Raw genomic sequence first — 23118 nt, 5'->3', positions numbered from 1 at the left:
ACATGGATCTGTCATACCCACGCCACCGTGCCGGCCCTGCGCCGCTCAGCCTGCTGGCGCTGTCGATCGGCCTCGCACTGGCCAGCACCGCCACCGCGCAGCAGACGCCGGAAGCGGCCGCCAGCGGCCCTGCCGCAGTCGACCTGGACAAGGTGGAGGTCAAGGCGACCTACCGCGAGAGCCTGCAGCAGTCGCTGGACGAGAAGCGCTACAGCATCGAACAGGTCGATGCCATCTACGCCGAAGACATCGGCAAATTCCCCGACCTCAACCTGGCCGAGTCGATGCAGCGCATCGCCGGTGTCTCCATCGACCGCGAAGGTGGCGAGGGCCAGCAGATATCGGTGCGCGGCCTGGGCTCGGACTTCACCCGCGTGCGCATCAACGGGCTGGAAGCCCTGTCCACCGCCGGCAGCGGCACCACCGGGGTCAACCGCAGCCGCGGCTTCGACTTCAATACGTTCGCCTCCGAACTGTTCAGCCGGGTCAAGGTCAGCAAGACCCAGTCGGCGCAGACCGACGAAGGCTCGCTCGGCGCCACGGTCGACCTGCGCGCGTCGCGCCCGTTTGATTTCGAAGGTTTCCAGGCCTCGCTCAATGGCCAGTACGGCTTCAACGAATTGTCACGCAGCAAGGATCCGCGCGTCTCGGCGCTGCTCAGCAACACCTGGGCCGATGGCCGCTTCGGCGCCCTGATGTCGGTGGCCTACAGCCGCCGCACGATCTTCGAAGAAGGCTACAACCCGGTGCGCTGGGAGCACGGCAACCACCGCAATTCAAACCAGGCCACGGCCAACAACAACGGCACCTACGGCTTCTGCAGCCCGGTCGGCTACGACCCGCAGACGCCGCGCAACCCGCTGGCCAATGAAACCGCCGCCGGCGTCGGCAGCGCGGCCAACCAGGCACGCAGCAACGGCTGGGGCAGCTACGGCATCGATGCCACCCACTGCGGCACCGGGCTGGACCGCCCGGCGGCCACGCCGGAGAACATCGCCGCCTACGAAACCGCGACCAATGCATGGATTCCGCGCTACCCGCGCTACATCCGCACCGAACATGACATCGAACGGCTGGGCGTGACCGGTGCGCTGCAGTTCAAGTTTAGCGACGACAGCCTGCTCAACCTGGACATGATGTATTCGAAGCTGGACAAGGACCAGCGCGAGGACTCGCTCGGCGCCAACCTGCATCGCACCGCACAGTACGGTGGCAAGACCCAGATCGCGGTCCGCGAGGCGCAGGTGGATGACCGCAACCGGCTGGTCTACGGCGTGTTCGACAACGTCGACTTCCGTACCGAATCCACGTCGATCGAGGAGAGCACCGAGTTCAAGCAGGTCAGCCTGGAATTCGAACACCGGTTCAACGATGCCGTGCGCCTGGACGCGCTCGTGGGCCACTCGGCGTCCAGCTTCGAGCGCCCGGTGTTCTCGATGGTCAGCTTCGACAACAGCAACCTGGACGGCTTCGTGTTCGATGCGCGCGGCAACGCCAGCCTGCCGTCGATGCGCTTCCCGTTCGCCTTGAACGACCCCAACGCCTGGCAGTGGCTGGGCTATGGCACCGCACCGGTGAATGCCAACGGCACCGCCCGCGGCAGCAACATCAGTGAAGTGCGATTGAATCCGAACTATGTCGACAACCAGTTCGACACCGCCAAGGTCGACCTGACGTTCAACATCTCGCCGACCTTCACCCTGCGTGGTGGCCTTGCCTACAAGGACTACGACATGAGCACGCAGGAGTACCGCAACATCAGCTACGGGCGGCTGGCCCAGGCATTGCCCGGCGGCACCGGCATCGGCGACCTCGCCAGTACCCTGGACGGCTTCGGCAAGGGTCTGGACACCGCCACCCCGTCGAGCTGGCTGATCCCCGATTTCAGGCGCGTCGCCGAGCTGCTGGACATTTACTGCAACTGCGATACCGGCAGCCTGGGCGGTGACTACCGCTTGGCCGGCGTGGGCCACTTCGGTTCGTCGAACAACAACTTCGACGTCAACGAAAAGAGCTACGCCAGCTACCTGCAGCTGGACTTCAACACCGAGCTGTGGGACCGGCCGTTCCGCGGCAACATCGGCCTGCGCTACGTGCAGACGCAGATCACCGCCGATGGCTACGCGCCCTGCCAGGCCGCCAGCGCCGGTGACCTGTCTGCTGCCTGCCAGCCGTTCCTGGGCGTGGCCAGCGCCACCGCCGATGCCGGCGAACGGCTGCTGGTCGGCACCCGCGTGGGCCACCAGTACGACGATTGGCTGCCTTCGCTGAACGTCGCCTGGGACGTCACCGACAGCGTGGTGCTGCGCTTCGGCGCGGCCAAGACCATGGCCCGCCCCACCCTGTCCAACCTGTCGCCGAGCGTCAGCGGCGGACCGTCCGCTTTCCTGGATGAAGACCGTTACTACTCCATCAACCTGGGCAACCCGAAGCTGGATCCGTTCCGCTCCACCAACTACGACCTCAGCGCGGAGTGGTACTTCAAGGAGGGTGCGCTGTTGTCGGCGGCGGTGTTCTACAAGGACATCGAGACCTACGTGCAGCGCACCCGCCTGCTGACCACCTGGGGCGACATGGGCTATTCGCTGGACCTGCTGCCGGCCGGCTTCAGCCCCAGCACGCTGTTCAACGTGCAGAGCTACTTCAATACCCCCGGCGGTCCTTTGAAGGGCTACGAGCTGACCTACCAGCAGCCCTTCAGCTTCCTGCCCGGCTTCTGGAAGAACTTCGGCATCCAGCTCAACTACACCCACGTGGATTCGAAGATCCAGTACCTGTTCAGTTCCGGCAGTGGCAACACCATCGTCACCACGTACACCGAAAACGACCTGCTGAACCTGTCGCCGAACTCGTACAACGCAACGCTGTACTACGACGACGGCCGCTTCAGCGCCCGCGTTTCCACCAGCTACCGCGACGCGTACATCAACCAGATCCTGGCGCAGGAAAACGTCTGGGACCTGGATGGCAACCTGCTTGCCACCGCCGATGTCACCGGCAAGTACAGCGTGGAGAACGTGGATTTCAACATGTCCTGGAAGCTCAACAAGCAGCTGACCGTCAGTTTCGAGGCGATCAACCTGCTGGATACCGCCGACGAGCGCTACGTGGATTCCGCGCTGTCCCTGCCCGACCGTTACACCCAGACCGGCCGCCAGTACTACGTCGGCCTGCGCTACAAGTTCTGACCCTGCACCGCCCTGTCGTCGCCCGCTGTTGAAAGGAAGGTTCCATGCCACACCGCTCCGCTGCCGTCGCCCGCCTGCCCCGTCGCCACCTGCTGGCACTGGCCACTGCATTGTTCGCTGCGCCGGTGTTCGCCGCCGGCCCGCCAACGCTGCTGTTCCATGTCGACGCCAACCGCGGCCTGCAGGCGGACGTGGCGCACGGTGAAGCGATACCGAACTTCCGCGACAAGGTGGCGGTGGTCCAGGACGGTACACGCGGCAAGGCGATCCAATGGCAGGACGACGGCGTGCTGTCCTGGGATGCACCGGGCAACATCCTGGCCCAGCGCGGCACGCTGGCCTTCGACTGGCGGCCGCGCTACGCCGTGGGCGAAGCGCCGTTCGTGATCTTCCGCGTGGGCTATGCCGACCACAGCAGCTGGGACATGGCGTGGCTGCGCATCGACTGGAACGGGCACGGCTTCGATGCGTTCGTCACCGACGCCAACCTGGCGCGCACCCGCGTGTCGTTCAAGATGCCGCAGGCACCGCGTGCCGACCAGTGGCTGCACCTGGCGTTCGGCTGGGACGAAGACCACGGCGTGCGTCTGTTCGTGGACGGCAAGGAGGTCGCGCGGGCCGAGGCCACCGCCGATTACGATGCCGCGCTGGACCAGCTTGGGCTGGCCGGAAGGGTGATGGCGCCCTACCAGGTGCAGAGCCGTTACAACTTCCTGCGGGGCAGCGATTTCCAGCACATCCGCGTCTACGACCAGCTGCTGGACGGTCCTGCCGTGGCCGCGCTGGCACAGGGCAAGGCAGCGGCCAGCGCGGTTGCCGCCACGGCCGATGATCGCGCGTGGCGGCATCGTTTCGGCTGGGAAGGCGCGGCCCCGCCCGCACTGGCCGCCGAAGGCACGCGCATCCGCAAGGTGGAGTTTGCCGATACCAAGGACCTCAAGCAGTGGATGTGGAAGGCCACCGACGGCATCGCCGAAACCACCTGGCCGGGTGTCTACAACCGCTCGCGCCTGCCCGGCCGCAACGATTACTTCCAGCTGCCGGACTGGAATACCTATGTGGAGGGCGGCCAGCATCTGGACCTGACCCTGCCGGCGGGCGAAACGGTGAACCGCATCGAAGTGCGCGGCGCGGCGTCCGGTTCGCTCGCCCATGGCAGCGATGCAGCCAATGCCGGCACGGTGCTGATGCAGCGCCCGCGCGGCGTGGTTCGCAGCGTGGATGACATCCCGGCCCAGCAGGGCGGCGTGCTGCGCTTTTCCAACGTGGAACAGGAAACACCGATCCAGGAGATCTGGGCGTACCACGTGGACGCCGGCGCCGAGCCCGAAGGCAGCGTCAAGCAGACGTATCGGGTGGACAGCCAGGCGCTGCCGGACTACACCAACCTGGACAGCCTTCGCCATTACATCCAGGGGCGCTACCCGGCGGCCGAACGCAGCACGGTGATGGCCCTGCCCAAGGGCGCCGGTTCGCGCCGTCGCGGCGCCGACAGCCTGCCCGCGCAGCCGCGACCGATCGTGCACGTGCTGGTTCCTTCCGGCGTGGGCGATGCACCGGCCAACCAGCCGCTGATCCGCAGCTGGGCGCACAGTTGGGAAAACATGCACGACGGCCTGGACGGAGTGGCCATCGACCTGCCCGCGCTGGACCTGCCGGCCACGCACGACGGGCTGATTCCGCTCAACATCCGCATCAAGGATCCGATCTGGCCGGCACGCGACATGATCGATGTGTCGGTATCGGTGCAGCCGGGCAAGCAGCGCACGCTGTGGCTGGACCTGCGCGACCGCATCCTCACCGCCGACAGCCTGTGGCTGAGCATCGCTTCGGCCGCGCCGGGCTTCGATGCGGGCGCGCTCGACGGCACCGAAATCCGCATGGTGTTCAAGCCCCGCCAGGAGGCCATCGCCGAACATGTAGCCGACCGTTTCAACCAGGTACGCGACAACTGGGGCTTCCTGGTCGAAGAGCACACCACGTCCAAGCGCCAGCGCCTGTATGCGCGCGTGTACGCCGACCTCAGCGACCTGCTGCGGGTGGACCCGGACCATGAGCTGGGCCGCCTGTACTGGAATTACATCAGTTACAACAGCCAGGGCAAACCGCCATTCACCGCGCCGGCCGTGCCCAAGGGCGTGCCGGCGTGGGCCTTCAACCAGGTGCAGGACCTTGCCCATGTGCGCCGCTTCATCGACTGGTGGATCGACAACCGGCAGGTCGCCTATGGCGATTTCGGCGGCGGCATCTCCGATGATTCCGACCTCACCCAGCAGTGGCCCGGGCTGGCCCTGATGGGCGTGCAGCCGGACCGCCTGAATGCCTCGCTGACCGCGCTGTCCGACGCGGTGTACCGCAATGGCATGTTCAGCAACGGCCTGAGCACGATCGAGACCGACGAACTGCATGCCTACGAAGAAGGCATCAACACCAACAGCGCCATGTTGTACCTCAACTGGGGCGATCCGCTGACCGTGGAGCGCCTGATGGAAACGGTCAAGGCGTTCCAGGAGAAGATCATCCTGCCCAACCCGCAGGGCCACCTGCTGTTCTCCAGCAACTGGTTCGGCGGCAACAAGGTGTACCGCGAACCGAACTGGCAGTGGCAGAAGCCGTATTCGTTCCCGGTGCTGCATCCGGCCTTCCTGCTCGGCCAGTTCAATGCCGATCCGAACAGCCGCCGGCTGGTCACCGGCCTGGCCGATGGCTATCTGGCGCACGCCTACACTGATGACAAGGGCCGTTGGGCGCTGCCGAACGAGATCAACTGGGCCACTGGCGAAACCCGTGGCGGCGAGCTCAACAACGGCTCCGGCAGCGGCGACATCATGCATACGTTCTGGGCCGCATGGCGCTGGAGCGGTGACGAAAAATACCTCAAGGCGCTGGACTACCGGGTGGAACGTGGCGGTCCCGGTGCGCTGTCCAACCTGGGCGAAAACTACGTCGAGGTACTGGGCCGGCAGCAGGACTGGTACCCGAAACTGACCGCCGAGGCGAAGGGTGGCAAGACCGGCTTCGCCAGCCTGATGGCCTGGCAGGCCAGCGGCGATACCGGCTACATCGAGGCCCTGCATGCCGATGGCATCCAGGCCAAGGCACAACGCGAGTACATGAACACCGAAGGCCACTGGTGGTCGGATCGGGTGGAAGCGCCGAGCGAGTTCCTGCAACGCGCGCGGTTGGGCGGCATCGCGCTGAAGCGCAACCAGAGTTGGCCGGGGCATACGGTGAGCTGGCGCTTCGACCGCGATGAAGCGGCCGAACAGGTGGCACTGCTGGTGCATGCACCCTCGCGCCAGCGCTTCACCGTGACCAGCCATAACCTGGGCAAGCGGGTGATCCGCGCCGACATGACCGGCTGGAACGTGGCCAGCGGCACCTGGCGGGTGCGCAGTGGCGTGGACGCCGACGGTGACGGGCGCATCGATGGCACGCCGCGCGAGCGCGAGTTCGTACTTGAAAGCAGCGCAAGCACGCCGCTGCAGTTCCAGCCGGGCCGCACCGAAGTGTTCGAGTTCGAACGGGTGCGCGCCGGTATCCCGGTGGAGCAGCGTGCCGACCTGGGCGTAGGCCGCGGCGACGTGCGGGTGGATGGCCGCCAGGTGCACGTCACCGTGCACAGCCTGGGCCATGTGGCCACTGGCGTAGGCGTGGCGGTGCTGGAAGATGCACGCGGCCGCGAAATCGCCCGGATCGAGGTCCCGGCCATGGACGCGCCGCTGGACCTGCAGCCGAAGACCACCACGGTCAGCCTGCCGCTGCCGGCCGGTGAGCGCAGCGGACTGCGCGTGCGGGTAGGCCTTGCAGACGATGGGGAAGAGGTCACCCGCCTGAACAACAGCGTCGCCCTGCCGTGAGGGGAGCGACGGCCGCTGGCCGTCATCCCTGCGCTGATCAGCCGTCGCTGTCCAGTTCCTGCACGCGTGGCTGGTACCAGTCATCGCCGAGCGGATCGAACACGGTGCTGCGTTCCATCGGCCCCTGGTAGACGTGCAGCGACACTGCGATGTCCTCGCTGCTGGCGTTTCGCAGGGTGTGGTATTCGTGCGGCGGAATCAGGCTGCCGGCGCTGCCTGTTTCACCGTACAGCACCGGCTGCGCGGCAAACCGCCAGCGCGGGCCACGCTGTTCCAGCAGCGCATAAGGGGTAACCCGCAGGTCGCCACGCCAGACCCCTTCCACGCACCACATCGCATCGTGGTCATGCAGCGGTGTGCCCTGTCCCGGCCCCCAGCACATCGCGATCACGCTGTAGCCCAGCGTCGTGCTGCGGTGCAGTTCCCGACGAGCGTAGCGGCCCTGCAGCGGCTGGTGGACGCAGGAAGGCAGTTCGATCTCCGGATCATGGATCGCCTGCCGCAGCGTGTGCTGCAGCGCGCGGGTGATCGCTCCGGCATCGCCCTGCCCGACCGCCGCATCCAGCGCCGCGATCAGTCGGTCTTTCCCGCGGAAGGCCGGAGGGGTGAGGTGCAGATCCATGCCTGCAGTCTAGGCGAGTGACGTCCGCGGAACGTTTGCACGGTGTCAACAGCAGACGAGAGTGCCTGTTTCCGTGCGTATCCGTGCAGCAGAGCGGTGAGCAACCCCGGGGCCGAGGAGCTGAATACGTCAAGGCAACAGGAGGGGGCGCATCGCGGGAACGGCGCGTGCAAGCTCTTCGGCCATGATCGTGGCGAACACATCCGCGCCCTTGTCGCCCAGGTGGGTGTAGTCGAAGGCCCGCTTGGCCTGCCCCATCGGTTCCAGCAGCGCGTGCTGCGCCGCGCGGCCGGCCGCGCTGGAAGGGGCCGCATCGACGGTGGTGCCGGTCAGCGCAGCGGCGACCTGCTCCTGCGACGCAGGCGCCTGTGCCAGCTGCATCGCCAGTACCGGGCCCATCGCCTGCACCAGCTGCCGGCTGCGGGCGTGCAGGTCGACCAGCGGCACGTCCAGTTCGGCGGCCACCGTGCGCACGGCGTCCGCCCAAGGGCCCAGGTCGTCGATCAGCGTGCCATCGGCGAACTGGCGCCGGGTCAACGGCGTGACCAGCACCGGCACCGCGCCGGCCGCGCGTACCTCGGCAACGTACCGGCGCAGGTTGTCGGGGAACTCATGCCGCAGTCCGGTGGAACGCCCCGGCTTGCCGGGTTGATCGTTGTGGCCGAACTGGATGAGCACCCAGGTAGCGGCATAGCCGGCGGTGCGCATCTCCGCCTCCACCAGCGCCCAGGAACCTTCGGCGCGGTAGTTGTAGGTGCTGCGTCCGCCGCGCGCCAGATTGGTGCAGGCCGCGAAGGACACCAGGTGGTCCGCACAGAAGCGCGCTCCCCAGCCCCCCTGCACGGCCGTGGTGGAGTCACCGACCAGGATGACCTTGCTGGCGCGGATCGGCGTTGGCGCCGGCCGGTCGGCGGGCACGTCGGCCAAGGCCGGCGGTGTGACGCAGCAGAAGAGAAGCAGCAAGCGCTGCATGATGGACACAGGTAGCGCCGGGCCATGCCCGGCGGGGTGCCTGGAGGGACTACGGATCATCAACAGCTCCTTTGAACAGGACTCAGAACGTGCCGCGCTGCAGGAACGGTGCCTGCCGATACAGCTCACGCTCACCGCCACGCGGGTCGTCAGCCAGCGTGCTGCGCACATCGAACAGCAGCGTCTGCCGGCGCGGCAGGCCGTACGGTTCCCAGCGCGCCAGGCCGGCGTGGTTGGGGTCGCCATGGCGGGCGAACTGCAGCAGTGCGCTGCTCATCGTGGCCGCCAGTGCGCGTGCCTGCGCGCCATCGCCACTGCGTGCACCGGGCTGGGCGGTGTTGTCGAACACCAGCGGGATATCGAGCGTGTGGAAAGCGCCGAGCCTGCCGCCGTCCAGCGGCGAGCCCCAGTCCAGCTGGTAGGCCCAGGTGGGCGCCGCGCCGGCGGGCTGCCGCGCGCGCGCTTCCAGTTCTTCCACCGCCCCGCGCCATGAGCGTCCGGCGGTGGTGGCGGCGAAGAACACCTGCGACGGCGTGTAATCCGGATACATCCGGCGGTACGCGTCGATCACCCGCTGTGGGCGCAGGTCGACGTACTGCTCGCGTTCCAGCTTCGCCGGCAGGGTGTCCCAGGTGAGTTCGTGGTTGGCCGGATCGTTGCCGAGGAACGCACGGGTTTCATCGCGCGTGTTGCCGATCACCATCGGGATGTGCGCGGACTGCGCCGGCGCTTCGGGGAAGAAGGGATGCACCGGTAGCACCACATCATCCAGCACCGGCCCCACGTACAGGCCGCTGGTCTCGATCCGCGACGGATCGCGCGCCTTGCCGGCGGCCAGCAGCGCGGCCGGGGACAGACGCAGCAGCGCTTGGACGTCCTTCGCGCCGACCGCTTCCATGGCGATGGCGGTACGCTGCGCGGCGGCGCGCGGGCCGGCGGCGGTGACCTGCTGGCCGCTCATCGTCCAAGCCCGCTGGAACAATCCCTTCGCCGCGGGCATGGCCATCAGCGTGGCGATCTTCGCCCCGCCCCCGGACTGGCCGAACACGGTGATGTTGCCCGCATCGCCGCCGAAGACCGCAGCATGCTCGCGCACCCATTGCAGGGCCTGCACCAGGTCGAGCTGGCCGACGTTGCCGGACGCGGCCATGTGCGGGTCACCGAGCGCGCCCAGATACAGATAGCCGAACAGATTGAGGCGATGGTTGACCGTCACCACCACCACGTCGCCGCGCCGGCACAGCGCGCCGCCGTCATACAGCGGGTCACTGCCGGAACCGTTGTTGAAGCCGCCGCCGTGGATGTAGAACAGGATCGGCCGCTTGCCGCCGTCGCCGAGCGCCGGCGTCCAGACATTGAGGAACAGGCAGTCTTCGCTGCCCGGGCCTTCGCTGCCGCCCTGTGGCGCGGCGGCTCCGTAGTCCAGTGCATCGGCGATACCGCGCCACGGCGTTTCCCGGCGCGGTGGCTGGAAGCGGTAGGCGGCGGTGTCGGCGCCGTAGCGAAGCCCGCGGAACACACACGTGCCGTGTTCGCGCTGGCCGCGCACGCGCCCCCCGCGTACCCGCGCCAGTACCTGCTGGTCGGCGTGCAGGCCAGGTTGGGCCAGTGCGTTCGGCAGCAGGGAGGCGGCGGCGGCAGCGAACGACCAGCGTGCACTGTCGCGGAGGAAGCGGCGGCGTTGCAGGTCGGCGTGATCGTCGTTCATGGGTGACCCTCCGGGGTCTGGGTCTGGGTCTGGGTCTGGGCGCGCAGCCAGCGCTGCGCGATGTCCGGCCACAGGGCCGTGGTCGAATCCGCGGCCGCGCGCATCCCGAAGCCGTGGCCACCGTGGGCGAACACATGGAGTTCGTGCTCCACGCCCGCCGCTGCCAGCGCACGCGCCATCAGCAGGCTGTTGTCGACGCTGACGACGCGGTCATCCGCCGCATGCAGCAACAGGGTGGGCGGCATGTCCGCGCGCACCTGGTCCTGCATCGAGTAGCGGCGTACCAGGGCCGCGTCCGCCGGTTCGCCTATCAGGCGCAGGCGTGAGCCACCGTGGGCCTGCGGCCCCATGTCGATCACCGGGTACACCAGCACGGCGCGGGAAGGCCGCGCGCTGAGCCGGTCGGCTGCATCGGCTGGCGGGTAAGCGGGGGTGTCGTAGCCGGTGGCCAGGCGCGCGGCGACATGCCCACCGGCTGAAAAGCCCATCACCGCGATGTCTTCGACGTCCAGGCCGCGGCGTGCTGCGGCGGCGCGAACCACGCGCATCGCGCGCTGCGCATCGGCAAGCGCCGCCTGGCGGTCGCGGCCGGCCTCGGGCAACCGGTAACGCAGCACGAACAGGGTATAGCCGGCGCGGTCGACCCACCGTGGGACCAATGCGGTGCCTTCCTTGTCGATGACCACGCGCTGGTAGCCGCCGCCTGGAATCACCAGCAGCGCCTTGCCATTCGACTGCGCCGGGGCATGCACCACCAACCACGGCGCATCGATCTGATCGACGTAACGATCGGGCCGGGCCGGGTCCGCGCTGCGCTCCACCACGTGAAGTCCGCGCGCGCGGCCGCTTTCGCCGGGAACCCCTCCCGCTGGCCACAATGCGATGTGCTCACCGGCGGCCTCTTCGGCCTCTTCGGCCCCTGCAACGGCCGGCGGCGGTGCGCGCTGCGCCGCAGCGGCAGCAATCGCCGGTGAAGTGGCCAGGGACAACGAACAGAGCAGCGAAAAAAGCGTCGATCTCATGCGGCACAAGGCTCCTGGAACGATGACAGGTGACAGTTGGCCACCCCCGGCGTGCCTTCTGACGCACTGCACATTGCCAGATGACACCGGTTTACCATATACACGTCATCCGAACGCTGTCGATGCGCAGCGCAACAACGCCAAAGGGAGAGCCTCCTTGAGCAACGAACCCGGCAACATGGACCTGCCAACCGCACCGGCGGCCTCCGCCGACCCTGCCGCCATCGCCAGCGCCTTCACCGGTGCGCGCCGCGCGGGCGCATCGCTGGCCGATTTCCCCGGCCAGATCCCCGCCGACCTGGTCAGCGCCTATCACGTGCAGGACCTGGCAATCGCCCAGTGGGAGCATGAGGTGGTCGGTTGGAAGGTCGGCTACATCGCTGAAGAACGCCGCGACAGCTCCGGCGATGATCGTCTGCTGGGCCCGATCTTCAACAATCGGCTGCAGAATGCTACCGGTGGAACAACGCTCGATATCGCGGTCTTCGAGGGCGGCTTCGCAGCGGTCGAAGCCGAGTATGTGATCGAACTGCTGGAAGATGCCCCGGCCGACCAGCTGGAGTGGACGCCCGAGCAGGCCGAAGCACTGCCGGCCCGTCTGTACATCGGCGTGGAAGTTGCCAGCAGCCCGCTGGCCACGATCAACATCCTGGGGCCGTTGGTGGTGGTGTCCGACTTCGGCAACAACAACGGCCTGCTGCTGGGACCGGAGATCACCGACTGGACCAGGCGCGACGACAGCGAACTGCGCGCGGAAACGCTGATCGAAGGCGAGGTGGTCGGCACCGGCGGTGCAACCCGCCTGCCCGGCGGCCTGCGCACTGCGATCGCCTTCGCGCTGTCCCGCTCGGCCAAACGCGGCCGTCCGCTCAAGCGCGGCGAGCTGATCGCCACCGGCAATGCGACCGGTATCCACGATATCCGCGTAGGCCAGACGGCAGTGGTGCGGTTTGCCGGTTTCGGAGACATTGCCTGCCGGGCCGTCGCTGCGGGATGACCGCAGCGGCCCGGTGAACACGCGCGGGAGGGCGCAGATGATCACACGTAGAAATTTCCTTGCCACCAGCCTCGGCGCGCTTGCCGCGCCGGCACTGGTCGGCTGCAGCAAGGCCGGCGACAGCGTGGCCGGCGGCCACCTGCTCACCGCCACCGATGTGCATGTGGCGGACTATCCCACCGTGACTGCGGTCAAGTGGATCGGCGATACGCTGCAACGTGAGACCGGTGGGCGCCTGCGCCTGCGGCAATACCACTCCGGGCAGCTGGGCCGCGAATCGGAAGCGATCGACATGGCCCGCTTCGGCGCCATCGACATTACCCGGGTGTACTCCGGCGCGCTCAACAACGCCTTTCCGCTGACCCAGGCCCTGTGCCTGCCCTACGTGTTCGACTCGGTGGCGCACATGCGCGCCGCGCTGGACAGCGGCGTTGCCGAGGCGGTGCTGCGCGGCTTCGAAAACCGCGACCTGGTCGGCCTGGCGATCTACGATTCCGGTGCGCGCTGCTTCTACAACACCAAGCATCCGATCGTTTCCCCGCAGGACCTGCGCGGCCTGAAACTGCGCGTCGCATCATCGGACATCTTCATCCAACTGATGCGCCTGTTCGGTGCCAACCCCACCCCGATGTCGTTGGGTGACACGTTCTCCGGGATGGAAACGCACATGATCGACGGTGCGGAAAACAACATGCGCAGCTTCCATTCCAGCCGGCATTTCGAGGCAGCGCGCTACTGGTCGCAGAGCGATCATTCGTATGCGCCGGACGTACTGTTGATGTCGCGTGCCAGCTTCGACCAGCTTCAGCCGGCCGATCGCCAGCTGCTGCTGGAAACCGCGCGTGCCTCGGTGAAGGTCATGCGCGAACAGTGGGATGCTTCCGAAGATGCCGCGCGCAAGGCGGTGCTCGACTTCGGCATCAAGACCAACGAAGTGGACATGCCGGCCTTCCGCAAGGCCGCTGATCCGCTGCTGCAGGAGTACCTGAAGCAGCCCGAGCTGGCCGCCATGGTCAGCCGCATCCGCGATCTCGCCTGAGGAACTCTGCCATGACCGACATGACGACGGGCACCGCCCCGATCGCCCCCGGCGCAGGACAGCGCCTGCTGGACCGCATCGCCGATTTCGCCATCTACATCGCCGTGGCTGCCCTGCTGGGGCTGGTGGTGGTGCAGGGTTGGCAGGTCTTCGCCCGCTACGTGCTCAACGATTCGCCCAGCTGGACCGAGCCGGTGACGCTGCTGCTGCTGAGCACGGCGATGAGCCTGGGCGCGGCCTGCGGCGTCTACACCAACCGCCACTTCGGTTTCTTCCTGCTGGCCGGTTACATGGGCCCGCGATTGCGCCGTGCGGTGGATACCTTCGTGCAGCTGGTGATCGGCGTGCTGGGTGGCTACCTGGCGGTGTTTGCGATGGTGCTGCTGCGCGACGGCCTGGACATCAAGGCCGCCGGTGCCAACCTGCCGCAGAGCATCAATTACCTGCCGCTGTCGGTGGGCGGTGCACTGATGGTGCTGTTCGCGCTCAACCGTGCCTGGCGGGTCCATTTCCCGCTCGCGGTGGTGGCCGACCAAGACGCTGAAGGAGATCGTTGAACATGGGCATTACCCTGCTTTTCCTGGTGTTCGCCGGCCTGCTGGTGATCGGCGTGCCGGTCGCCTACGCGCTGGCGGCCGCCGCGCTTGCCACCCTGCTCTACCTGGACATCCCCAGCATCGTACTGGTGCAGCAGATCTCCGCCGGTACCGGCTCGGCATCGTTGATCGCGATTCCGCTGTTCATCTTCGCCGGTGAGATCATGATGCGTGGCGGCATCTCCGAACGCCTGATCGCGCTGGCGTCTTCGCTGGTCGGGCGCATGCGCGGCGGCCTGGGCCAGGTGTCGATCCTGTCCTCGCTGTTCTTCGGCGGCGTGTCCGGTTCGGCCATCGCCGATGTGTCGGCCGTCGGCGGCACGATGATCCCGCAGATGGTCAAGCGCGGTTATGACCGTGACTTCGCGGTCAACGTCAGCATCACCGCCGCGCTGGTCGCGCTGCTGGTGCCGCCCTCGCACAACCTGATCCTGTTCTCGGCCGCTGCCGGCGGTGGATTGTCCATCGCCGACCTGTTCGCGGCGGGCATCGTGCCGGCGCTGATGATGACGCTGGCCTTGATGGTCACCGGCTATGTGGTGGCACGTCGCCGGGGTTATGGCGTGGAAGTGTTCCCGGGCTGGCGCGCGGTGGCCCTGCGCATCTTCTCCGCCCTGCCCGGCCTGGGCCTGGTGGCGCTGATCTTCGTGGGTATCCGCGCGGGTATCTTCACTGCAGTGGAAAGTGCGGCCATCGCCGTGGTGTATGCGCTGCTGGTGACCACCCTGCTGTACCGCCAGCTGCCATGGCGCGAGTTCTTCGGCACGGTCATCCATGCCGCGCGCAGCACCGGGGTGATCCTGTTCGTGATCGCCACCGCTGCCGTGTTCGGCTGGCTGCTGGCCTTCCTGCAGGTGCCGGTCGCGGCGGTGGACTTCCTGCAGTCCTTCGCGCACAGCCAGTTCATGGTGCTGCTGATGATCGTGGTCATGCTGCTGCTGCTGGGTACCTTCATGGACCTGGCGCCGATGATCCTGATCTGCACGCCGATCTTCCTGCCGGTGGCCAAGGCCTACGGCATCGATCCGATCCACTTCGGGCTGGTGCTGGTGCTGGCCGGCGGCCTCGGACTGGTGACCCCGCCGGTGGGCTCGGTGCTGTTCATCGGCACCGCCATCGGCAAGATCAGCGTGGGCGAAAGCATGCGCAGCATCTGGCCGTTCTGGTTCGTGGCGCTGGGCGTGCTGCTGGTGGTGGCGTTCTTCCCCGGCCTGTCGCTGTGGCTGCCGCATCTGCTGCGGGCCTGATGGGGGCGGGCGGCGTGGCGACGACCTGCGTCGCCATCCATCGAAGAAAGCGTGACGACCAACGGTCGTCACCCACCGCGGTCGCGTGCCGTCCCCACCGCGGTCGCGGGTCGTCCTACATATGTTTCCTGGGAGGGAAAACGATGCAGTTCAAGCACACTCTGAAGATCCTGCTGGCCGGTGGCCTGCTGCTGGCCAGCTCGGCCGTGGCCGCCGCCGAACCGGCAGCCGCCACGAACTGGAAACGTGGCATCGAGAATCAGCGCCAGGCCGACCTCGGCAACGGCACCTTCCTCAATCCGGTGTTCGCCGGTGACCGCCCGGATCCGTCGGTGCTGAAGGATGGCGAGGATTACTACCTCACCCTGTCCTCCTTCGATGCGTATCCCGGCCTGCCGCTGTGGCACTCGCGCGACCTGGTCAACTGGCAGCCGCTGGGCCATGCGATCACCCGGAACGTCGGCGCGATCTGGGCCCCGGACATCATCAAGCACGAAGGCCGCTACTACATCTATTTCCCCGCGCGCACCGGTGAAACACGGAGCAACTTCGTGGTCTGGGCCGATGACATCAAGGGCCCGTGGAGCGAACCGATCGACATCGGCCTGGAGAAGTACATTGATCCGGGCCACGCCGTCGGTGAGGACGGCAAGCGCTATCTGTTCCTGAGTGGCGGTGATTACGTGCAGCTGGCCGACGACGGCCTGAGCGTGGTCGGTACCCCCAAGCACGTCTACGACGGCTGGAAGTACCCGGAAAGCTGGGACGTGGAGGCATACGCGCAGGAAGGCCCGAAGATCAACTTCCGCGACGGCTGGTATTACATGACCACCGCGGTGGGCGGTACCGCCGGCCCGCCGACCGGGCACATGGTCATTGTTGCCCGGTCGCGTTCCATCCACGGTCCGTGGGTGAACGACCCGAACAATCCGATCATGCGCACGCAGTCAGCCGCCGAGCCGTGGTGGTCACGCGGCCACGCCACCGTGGTGGAAGGCACCGACGACCGCTGGTGGATGATCTATCACGGCTATGAGAACGGCTATTGGACGCTGGGTCGGCAGGCGTTGCTGGAGCCGATCGAGTGGACCACCGACGGCTGGTATGTCGCCAAGGGCGGCGACCTAGGCCAGCCGCTGCGCAAGCCGTCGGGCGAGTCGGTGGGACAGCACGGCATGGCCCTGTCCGACCCCTTCACCGGCAGCAAGCTCGGCCCGCAATGGTCGTTCTTCAACCCCGCGCAGGATGAATACAAGCGGCTGGGCTTCAGCGGCAACGGCCTGGTGCTGCAGGGCAAGGGCGAAACCCCGCGTGACAGCTCGCCGCTCACCGCCATCGCCGGCGACAAGGCCTACCAGTTCGAGGTCGAGATGGATGTCGCCCCCGGCGCGGTCGGCGGTGCCCTGCTGTACTACAGTGACCGCCTGTACGTGGGCGTCGGCAGCAACGGCGAGAAGTTCATCATGCACCGCTATGGTGAGGAGCGCCCTACCCGGCTGGCGCCCAGCAGCACCGGCGGCAAGCTGTGGCTGCGCGTCACCAACAACCGGCATATCGTCACCATCCACTCCAGCACCGACGGCCGCACCTGGGAGAAGTACCCGGTTCAGATGGAAGTGTCCGGTTACCATCACAATGTGGCGGGCAAGTTCCTGGCCCTGAAGCCGGCGCTGTACGCGGCCGGCGACGGCGCGGTCACCTTCCGCAACTTCCGCTACCGCGCGCTCGACTGAGCGCGCGGCTAGAATCCCCCGACCCCTCGAGTCGAAGACATGTCAGTGCGCAACAGCAACGATGCCGCCAAGCCGGCAGTGATGAAAGGCAAGGCGGCAACGATCAACGACATCGCGCGGCTGTCGGGGGTCTCGAAGAAAACGGTTTCAAGGATCATCAACAACTCCCCGCTGGTGCGCAAGGACACGCGCGAGAAGGTGGAAACGCTGATGCGCGAGGTCGGCTACACGCCCGACCCGTTGGCGCGTGGGCTGGCCTTCCGGCGCTCGTTCCTGATCGGGATGGTGTACGACAACCCGACCGCGCAGTACATCGTGGACATGCAGTACGGCGCACTGGATGCGCTGCGCGGTTCCAGCTTCGAACTGGTGGTGCATCCCTGCGACAGCCGCAGCCCCGGCTATATCGAGGGTGTCTGCCGCTTCGTGCAGCAGCAGAAGCTGCACGGGGTGATCCTGGTGCCGCGTGCCTCCGAAGACCAGGCGCTGGCCGATGCCCTGGAAGAGATCGGCTGCCGTTTCACCCGCATCGCCTCGCTGCCGCTGGATGAAACCTCGCAGATGGTGGTCACCCATGATCGCGATGGCGCCGCCGAGGCGGCCGATTACCTGCTCTCGCTCGGCCACCGCGATATCGCGCTGGTGACCGGCCCGAGTGCCTATCGCTCGGCCCACGAACGCACCTCCGGCTTCATCGAGGCGCTGGCCAAGCGCGGCATCGAGCTGCCCAAGGACCGCATCGTCGAAGCCGGCTACACCTTCGAATCCGGCGTGGCTGCTGCGGAAAAGCTGCTGCTGGGCAAGAAGCGCCCGACCGCCATCTTCACCGGCAACGACGAAATGGCCGCCGGCATCTACAAGGTCGCGCTGCGCGCCGGCATCAACATCCCGCGCGAACTGTCGATCATCGGCTACGACGACAGCCCGCTGGCCTCGCGCCTGTGGCCGTCGCTGACCTCGGTGCGGCGGCACACGCGCGATACCGGACGCACCGCTGCGGCGATGCTGATCCAGCCCGATGGCCAGCCGGCGATGCAGATCGCCAGCGTGCGCCCGCACCTGATCGTGCGCGATTCCTGCCAGCCGCCGCAGGACGAATAAACCGTAAACCCCCGCCCCGCATGGAAGAAAAGGCACCTTGCGGTGCAAAATGACACCGGTGTCCAAGGCCGTTAGAATGGCCGCCACACCGCGCCGGCGCCGAGTCATCGGCCCGTCCCCTGCTCTGGAGAAGCCATGTACTGCAAGACCCATTACGCCACCCATCCCGATGCCATCAAGGGCGCCAGCAATGACGACCTGCGCGACCTGTACCTGCTCGATGGCCTGTTCAACGCCGATGCGGTGACCCTGAAGTACACCCACTACGAGCGCTTCGTGCTCGGCGGTGCAGCGCCGGTCAACGGCCCGGTTTCGCTGCCCAAGCAGACCGAACCGGCTTCGGCCGCCGGCCATGCGTTCCTGGAGCGTCGCGAGCTGGGCGTGATCAACGTCGGCAGCGGCAGCGGCACCATCACCGTCGATGGCACCACCTTCAAGCTGGGCCCGAAGGACGGTCTGTACGTGGCCATGGGCAGCGAAGACGTAGTGTTCGCCTCCGACGATGCCGCCAACCCGGCGCAGTTCTACCTGGCCTCGACCCCGGCGCACGCGCGCTTCGAGACCAAGGCGCTGTCGATCAAGGACGCGGTGGCACTGGACCGTGGCGCGCTGGAAACCAGCAACGAGCGCACCATCTACCAGTACATCGTGCCGGCCACCTGCCAGTCCTCGCAGCTGCTGCTGGGCCTGACCGTGTTGAAGCCGGGCAGCGTCTGGAACACCATGCCGCCGCACCTGCACGACCGCCGCAGCGAAGTGTATTTCTACTTCGACCTGGGCCAGAACGATCGTGTGTACCACTTCATGGGCGAGCCGGAAGCGCAGCGCCACATCGTCATCCAGAACAACGAAGCAGTGGTGTCGCCGCCGTGGTCGATCCACATGGGCGCCGGCACCAGCAACTACGCCTTCATCTGGGCGATGGGTGGCGAGAACCTGGATTACACCGACATGCACGTGCTGGACATCTGCCAGCTCAAGTAAGCCCCAGTTCCGCCGCCGGCATCCGCGCCGGCGGCGGTCCGTCCATCGTGCGGCGAGCGCACGTATCCAAAAGGAATGCATCAATGGCTAATCCGTTCAGTCTGGAAGGCAAGGTCGCGCTGGTCACCGGTGGCAACACCGGCCTGGGGCAGGGTATCGCCGTGGCATTGGCTGCCGCAGGCGCCGACGTAGCCGTGGCCGGCATCGCCCCGCCGACCGATACCGTGGCGAAGATCACCGCGCTGGGCCGCCGCTGCCTGGCTATCGAAGCGAACCTGATCAGCATCGAGCCGGTCGAGCGCGTGGTGCGCGAAACCATTGAAGGCCTCGGTGGGCTGGACATCCTGGTCAACAACGCCGGGCTGATCCGTCGCGCCGACGCGGTCGACTTCACCGAGCAGGACTGGGACGACGTGATGAACGTCAACATCAAGTCCGCGTTCTTCATCTCGCAGGCGGCCGGCCGGCATTTCATCGCCCAGGGCCACGGCAAGATCATCAACATCGCCTCGATGCTGTCCTTCCAGGGCGGCGTGCGCGTGCCGTCCTATACCGCCAGCAAGAGCGGCATCGCCGGCATCACCCGCCTGCTGGCCAACGAATGGGCCGGCAAGGGCATCAACGTCAATGCGATCGCACCGGGCTACATGGCGACCGACAACACCGCGGCCCTGCGCGCCGATGCAGACCGCAACAAGTCGATCCTGGAACGCATCCCCGCCGCACGCTGGGGCAACCCGGAAGACCTGGCCGGTGCTGCCGTGTTCCTGGCCTCGTCGGCGTCGGACTACGTCAACGGCGCGGTGCTGCCGGTCGACGGTGGCTGGCTGGCGCGGTAACCGGGTAACCCGGTGGGTGACGACCCGCCACGGTGGGTGACGACCGACGAAGGTGGGTGACGACCGTTGGTCGTCACTCCGGCAATCCGCCGAGCATGGCTCGGCGTTACCAGAGGCCCTGCCGATGCTGCGCCTGACGCTGTTGTTGTTGCTGTCGTTCGCTGCCACCGCACACGCTGCGCCGCAGCGGGTGTTCATTGCCGGCGATTCCACCGCGGCCGAGTATGGGCCTGAGCGGACGCCGCAGGCGGGCTGGGGGCAGATGCTGCAGAGCTACCTGGATCCGGCGCGCATCGAGGTGCGCAACCATGCCAAGGGTGGCCGCAGCACGCGCAGTTTCATCGCCGAAGGACGGCTGGACGCCATCGCCGGCGAGCTGCGCCAGGGCGATGTGCTGCTGATCCAGTTCGGCCACAACGATGCGAAGTTCGAAGACCCCTCGCGCTATACCGATCCGGCCGGCGACTATGCCGCGTTCCTGATGCGCTACGTGCAGCTGGCACGCGACAAGGGCGCCACGCCGGTACTGATCACCCCGGTGGCACGCCTGCTGTATGACTTCGGTTCGCTGCTGGATACGCATGGGGTGTACACCCTGGCGATGAAGCAGCTGGCCGCGCGCGAGGACATCGCGCTGATCGACCTCAACGACCGTTCCACGCGCTGGATCCGTGCGCTGGGCGAGCAGGGCGCCAAACCTTATTTCCTGTTCGTGCCCGAACAGCAGAAGGCTGATGGCACCCATTTCAGCACTGCAGGTGCGAACGCGGTGGCCTGCCTGGTGCTGCGTGACTGGGTGGAACTGCAGCCGGCAGTGAAGCCTGCACTGGTGCGTGACATCGACTGTGACGTGGGCGGCGGCGCGGTCCAGGGCAGCGACCCGCAGCGCCCGTCGCAGGTCGTGCACGAAGACGACCTTGCGCGGCCCCAGGCCGGTCCGCATGGCGGCGCGGGTCCGACCACGGCGTATCCGTTCTTCGCCGACGCCGAGGGGCTGCCGTTCGTGCTGCGCAAGCGCGTGCTGCACAAAGGCGCCGGCATCGGCCTGCATCCGCAGCACAAGGACGAGATCTATTACATCGTCAGCGGCGAAGGCTCGTACGTGCTGGATGGAAAGCAGTTTGATGTGCGCGCCGGGCATGCGCTGCTGACCCGCACCGGCAGTCGCCACGCCCTGCAGCAGCGTGGCGAAGAAGACCTTGTGGTGCTGCTGGCCTACCCGCGCTGACGCCACCGACCGATGACCGGTAGCGCCGACCCATGGTCGGCGGGCGCAGCGGAGGCTCGAGCTTCAGGCTGTCCGCGCGACGTGGGTCACCAGATAGCGCTTGACGCGATGCGAGCCCGGTGACATCAACGCGCGGGCATGCAGGGCGATTGCCCCTTCCTGGCCCAGATTGTTCTGATGCAGCGACCAGGTGATCAGCGAGCGCTGCGCCATGTCCAGTTCGTCGACAATCTGGAACGACACCACGCGACGCTCATCGTGGCTGTAAAGCTTGCCCCACTCACTGATGGTGTTGTAGCGGGTTACGTGCCCGAGCACCGGCGCATCCAGGTCCTCGACGGTGGGCTGCAGCTGGCGGATGGTCTGGTTGTCAAAGCGTGCCAGCACCTGGCCGCGGGGACGCATCACCGTCAGCGTCATCTCCGGCGCCTGCGCGATCGGGCGATGCGCTTCCAGCAGGGCGGTTTCCAGTGCGGCAGGCAGCGCACCCATGGTCGGCTCGATGCGCTTCTGCAGCGCCGCAGTGTGTGCTTCGTCGGCGTCGTTGCCGATCGCCTCGTTGAAGGCGTACTTGATGAAATCGTAGGCGACGCCGGTGGCGACCAGCTCACTGAAGCTCATCACCAGCTCGTACACGAAGCTGCCACGCCTGGGCGGCGCAAGAAACACCTCGACCCCGCTGGCGGTATCGCCCTGCGTCCTTACTTCGTCGTTGAGCAACGCATGCAGCGTGATGTTCAGCGAGCGCGCGATGCCGGTCAGTGCCCGCGCGGCATCGTAGGCATCCAGCACATGGCCATCAGCCGATCCGTGCTCGAATTGAAATTTGATTCTCAGCGTTGTCATCCGGCTCCATGGAAACAGCGCCATAAACGACGCAAATGAGTGCCGGACGATTACATAGATGACATCAGGGCGTTGCTTTCAGAAATCGCGCATATCGGCGGTGCTGTGGCGACCAACGGTCGCCACCCACCAAGCCACTAGGCCACGCCTCAGACGTCGCCGCCGCTCGCCCAGCCATCCCCGGTGCCGCGCTGGAACACGCGGTCGTCCGCCTGCACCTCGCCGGCCGGCAACTGCGGCTGGTCTGCCAGGCTGGCGTAGATCGGGGTGAAGTCCGGTGCGGTGGCCTGCATCAGCTGCTCGAAACTGTCGATGACGAAGTAGGTCTTCTGGAAGGTATCAATGCGGTAACGCGTGCGCATGATGCGTTCCAGGTCGAAGCCGATCCGGTTGGGTGCAGGCGACTCCAGCGAGTACAGCGACTCGCCCTTGGAGGACACGATTCCGGCGCCGTAGATGCGCAGCCCGTCGGCGGTGTTGATCAGGCCGAATTCAACCGTGTACCAGTACAACCGGGTCAGGTTCTGCAATGCGTCCGGGCCCAGCGCATGGGCCTTCACGCCGCCGCGCCCGTAGGCTTCCATGTAGTCGGCGAACACCGGGTTCATCAGCAGCGGCACGTGCCCGAACAGGTCATGGAACATGTCCGGTTCGGCGATGTAGTCGATCTGGTCGGGCCGCCGGATCCACCACGTGACCGGGAAACGCCGGTTGGCCAGATGGTCGAAGAAATCCAGCTCCGGCAGCAGCCCTTCCACGCCGACCAGGGTCCAGCCGGTGGCCGCCGCCAGGGCCTCGTTGAGCTGGTCGAAGCGCGGGATCATGTCCGCGCTCATGCCCATGGCGTCCTGCGCATCCAGGAACTCCTGGCAGGCGCGACCGTTGAGCAGGTCGCGCTGGCGCTTGAACAGCGTGCTCCAGGTTGCGTGGTCGTCGGCGCTGTAGCTGTCCCACGGCTGTTCCACCACGGCGGTGGTATAGACCGGCACATAGCCCTTGTCGGTCTGCTGGTGCTCGACGCGGCGGGGAGTGATCTGGTCCATGGGATGGCTCCTTGCGGGTGTCCGTCGATGCTAGGGCAGGGATCGCGCAACAGGGTTGCAAAGTTGCGCGTTGATCGCATCCTGGCGCAATAT

The 23118-nt window shown here is 66.8% G+C and carries 17 protein-coding genes; 11 read left to right on the top strand and 6 right to left on the bottom strand.

Translation table 11 applies throughout. The features are described 5' to 3' along the window. The first annotated feature begins 2 nt into the window (after positions 1–2). Positions 3–3188, top strand: coding sequence for a TonB-dependent receptor (locus ACI2JH_RS12400; RefSeq protein ID WP_404736323.1), 3186 nt, complete (start codon positions 3–5; stop codon positions 3186–3188). Positions 3189–3232: 44 nt separating this feature from the next. After that, positions 3233–7048: a LamG domain-containing protein gene (locus ACI2JH_RS12395; protein ID WP_404736322.1), complete on the top strand. Its 3816-nt coding sequence runs from the start codon at positions 3233–3235 to the stop codon at positions 7046–7048. 37 nt (positions 7049–7085) lie between these two features. On the opposite strand, the gene ACI2JH_RS12390 is transcribed toward ACI2JH_RS12395, so the two are convergent. From ACI2JH_RS12390 to ACI2JH_RS12375, 4 genes are all read right to left on the bottom strand, one after another. Beyond that, positions 7086–7670 (bottom strand): cysteine dioxygenase, encoded by a 585-nt coding sequence (locus tag ACI2JH_RS12390; protein WP_404736321.1) that lies wholly within the window; start codon positions 7668–7670, stop codon positions 7086–7088. Positions 7671–7799: 129 nt separating this feature from the next. Further along, on the bottom strand, positions 7800–8642 hold the full coding sequence (locus tag ACI2JH_RS12385; protein ID WP_101101741.1) for a rhamnogalacturonan acetylesterase: 843 nt from the start codon (positions 8640–8642) through the stop codon (positions 7800–7802). Positions 8643–8724: 82 nt separating this feature from the next. Next, positions 8725–10350: a carboxylesterase/lipase family protein gene (locus ACI2JH_RS12380; RefSeq protein ID WP_404736320.1), complete on the bottom strand. Its 1626-nt coding sequence runs from the start codon at positions 10348–10350 to the stop codon at positions 8725–8727. Further along, complete coding sequence (locus ACI2JH_RS12375) at positions 10347–11372, bottom strand: alpha/beta hydrolase (protein ID WP_404736319.1); 1026 nt, start codon at positions 11370–11372, stop codon at positions 10347–10349. The genes ACI2JH_RS12380 and ACI2JH_RS12375 overlap by 4 nt, the downstream gene beginning before the upstream one ends. Positions 11373–11550: 178 nt before the next feature. On the opposite strand from ACI2JH_RS12375, the gene ACI2JH_RS12370 reads away from it, so the two are divergent. The 9 genes from ACI2JH_RS12370 (at position 11551) to ACI2JH_RS12330 (ending at position 21136) form a co-directional block, all read left to right on the top strand. Beyond that, complete coding sequence (locus tag ACI2JH_RS12370) at positions 11551–12369, top strand: 2-keto-4-pentenoate hydratase (protein ID WP_182656633.1); 819 nt, start codon at positions 11551–11553, stop codon at positions 12367–12369. A 37-nt stretch (positions 12370–12406) separates the two neighbouring features. After that, a complete protein-coding gene (locus ACI2JH_RS12365) occupies positions 12407–13408 on the top strand; it encodes a TRAP transporter substrate-binding protein (protein WP_404736318.1) in 1002 nt (333 codons plus the stop codon). Between the two features lie 11 nt (positions 13409–13419). After that, the gene (locus tag ACI2JH_RS12360) at positions 13420–13965 is read left to right on the top strand and encodes a TRAP transporter small permease (RefSeq protein ID WP_182656576.1); all 546 of its coding nucleotides are present in this window, start codon (positions 13420–13422) and stop codon (positions 13963–13965) included. Between the two features lie 2 nt (positions 13966–13967). Then, positions 13968–15251: a TRAP transporter large permease gene (locus ACI2JH_RS12355; RefSeq protein ID WP_404736317.1), complete on the top strand. Its 1284-nt coding sequence runs from the start codon at positions 13968–13970 to the stop codon at positions 15249–15251. A gap of 143 nt (positions 15252–15394) precedes the next feature. After that, positions 15395–16984, top strand: coding sequence for a family 43 glycosylhydrolase (locus ACI2JH_RS12350; protein WP_404736316.1), 1590 nt, complete (start codon positions 15395–15397; stop codon positions 16982–16984). A 39-nt stretch (positions 16985–17023) separates the two neighbouring features. Beyond that, positions 17024–18085: a LacI family DNA-binding transcriptional regulator gene (locus tag ACI2JH_RS12345; protein ID WP_101101729.1), complete on the top strand. Its 1062-nt coding sequence runs from the start codon at positions 17024–17026 to the stop codon at positions 18083–18085. Positions 18086–18220: 135 nt separating this feature from the next. After that, positions 18221–19069 (top strand): 5-dehydro-4-deoxy-D-glucuronate isomerase, encoded by an 849-nt coding sequence (kduI, locus tag ACI2JH_RS12340; RefSeq protein WP_042612109.1) that lies wholly within the window; start codon positions 18221–18223, stop codon positions 19067–19069. Between the two features lie 83 nt (positions 19070–19152). After that, on the top strand, positions 19153–19908 hold the full coding sequence (gene kduD, locus ACI2JH_RS12335; RefSeq protein ID WP_042612108.1) for a 2-dehydro-3-deoxy-D-gluconate 5-dehydrogenase KduD: 756 nt from the start codon (positions 19153–19155) through the stop codon (positions 19906–19908). 124 nt (positions 19909–20032) lie between these two features. Continuing rightward, the gene (locus tag ACI2JH_RS12330; RefSeq protein ID WP_404736315.1) at positions 20033–21136 is read left to right on the top strand and encodes a GDSL-type esterase/lipase family protein; all 1104 of its coding nucleotides are present in this window, start codon (positions 20033–20035) and stop codon (positions 21134–21136) included. 63 nt (positions 21137–21199) lie between these two features. Here ACI2JH_RS12330 and ACI2JH_RS12325 read toward each other — a convergent pair whose 3' ends face one another. Together ACI2JH_RS12325 and phhA are read right to left on the bottom strand one after the other, a co-directional pair. Beyond that, complete coding sequence (locus tag ACI2JH_RS12325) at positions 21200–21982, bottom strand: hypothetical protein (RefSeq protein WP_157825711.1); 783 nt, start codon at positions 21980–21982, stop codon at positions 21200–21202. Between the two features lie 149 nt (positions 21983–22131). After that, the gene (gene phhA, locus ACI2JH_RS12320; RefSeq protein ID WP_182656572.1) at positions 22132–23025 is read right to left on the bottom strand and encodes a phenylalanine 4-monooxygenase; all 894 of its coding nucleotides are present in this window, start codon (positions 23023–23025) and stop codon (positions 22132–22134) included. Positions 23026–23118: the final 93 nt, after the last annotated feature.

Origin of the sequence: Stenotrophomonas sp. NPDC078853 (genome assembly GCF_044901215.1) — a bacterium.
Classification (GTDB): Bacteria; Pseudomonadota; Gammaproteobacteria; order Xanthomonadales; family Xanthomonadaceae; genus Stenotrophomonas; species Stenotrophomonas lacuserhaii.
Note: the sequence above shows the minus strand (reverse complement) of the source record. Positions and strands in the feature narration are given on the sequence as shown.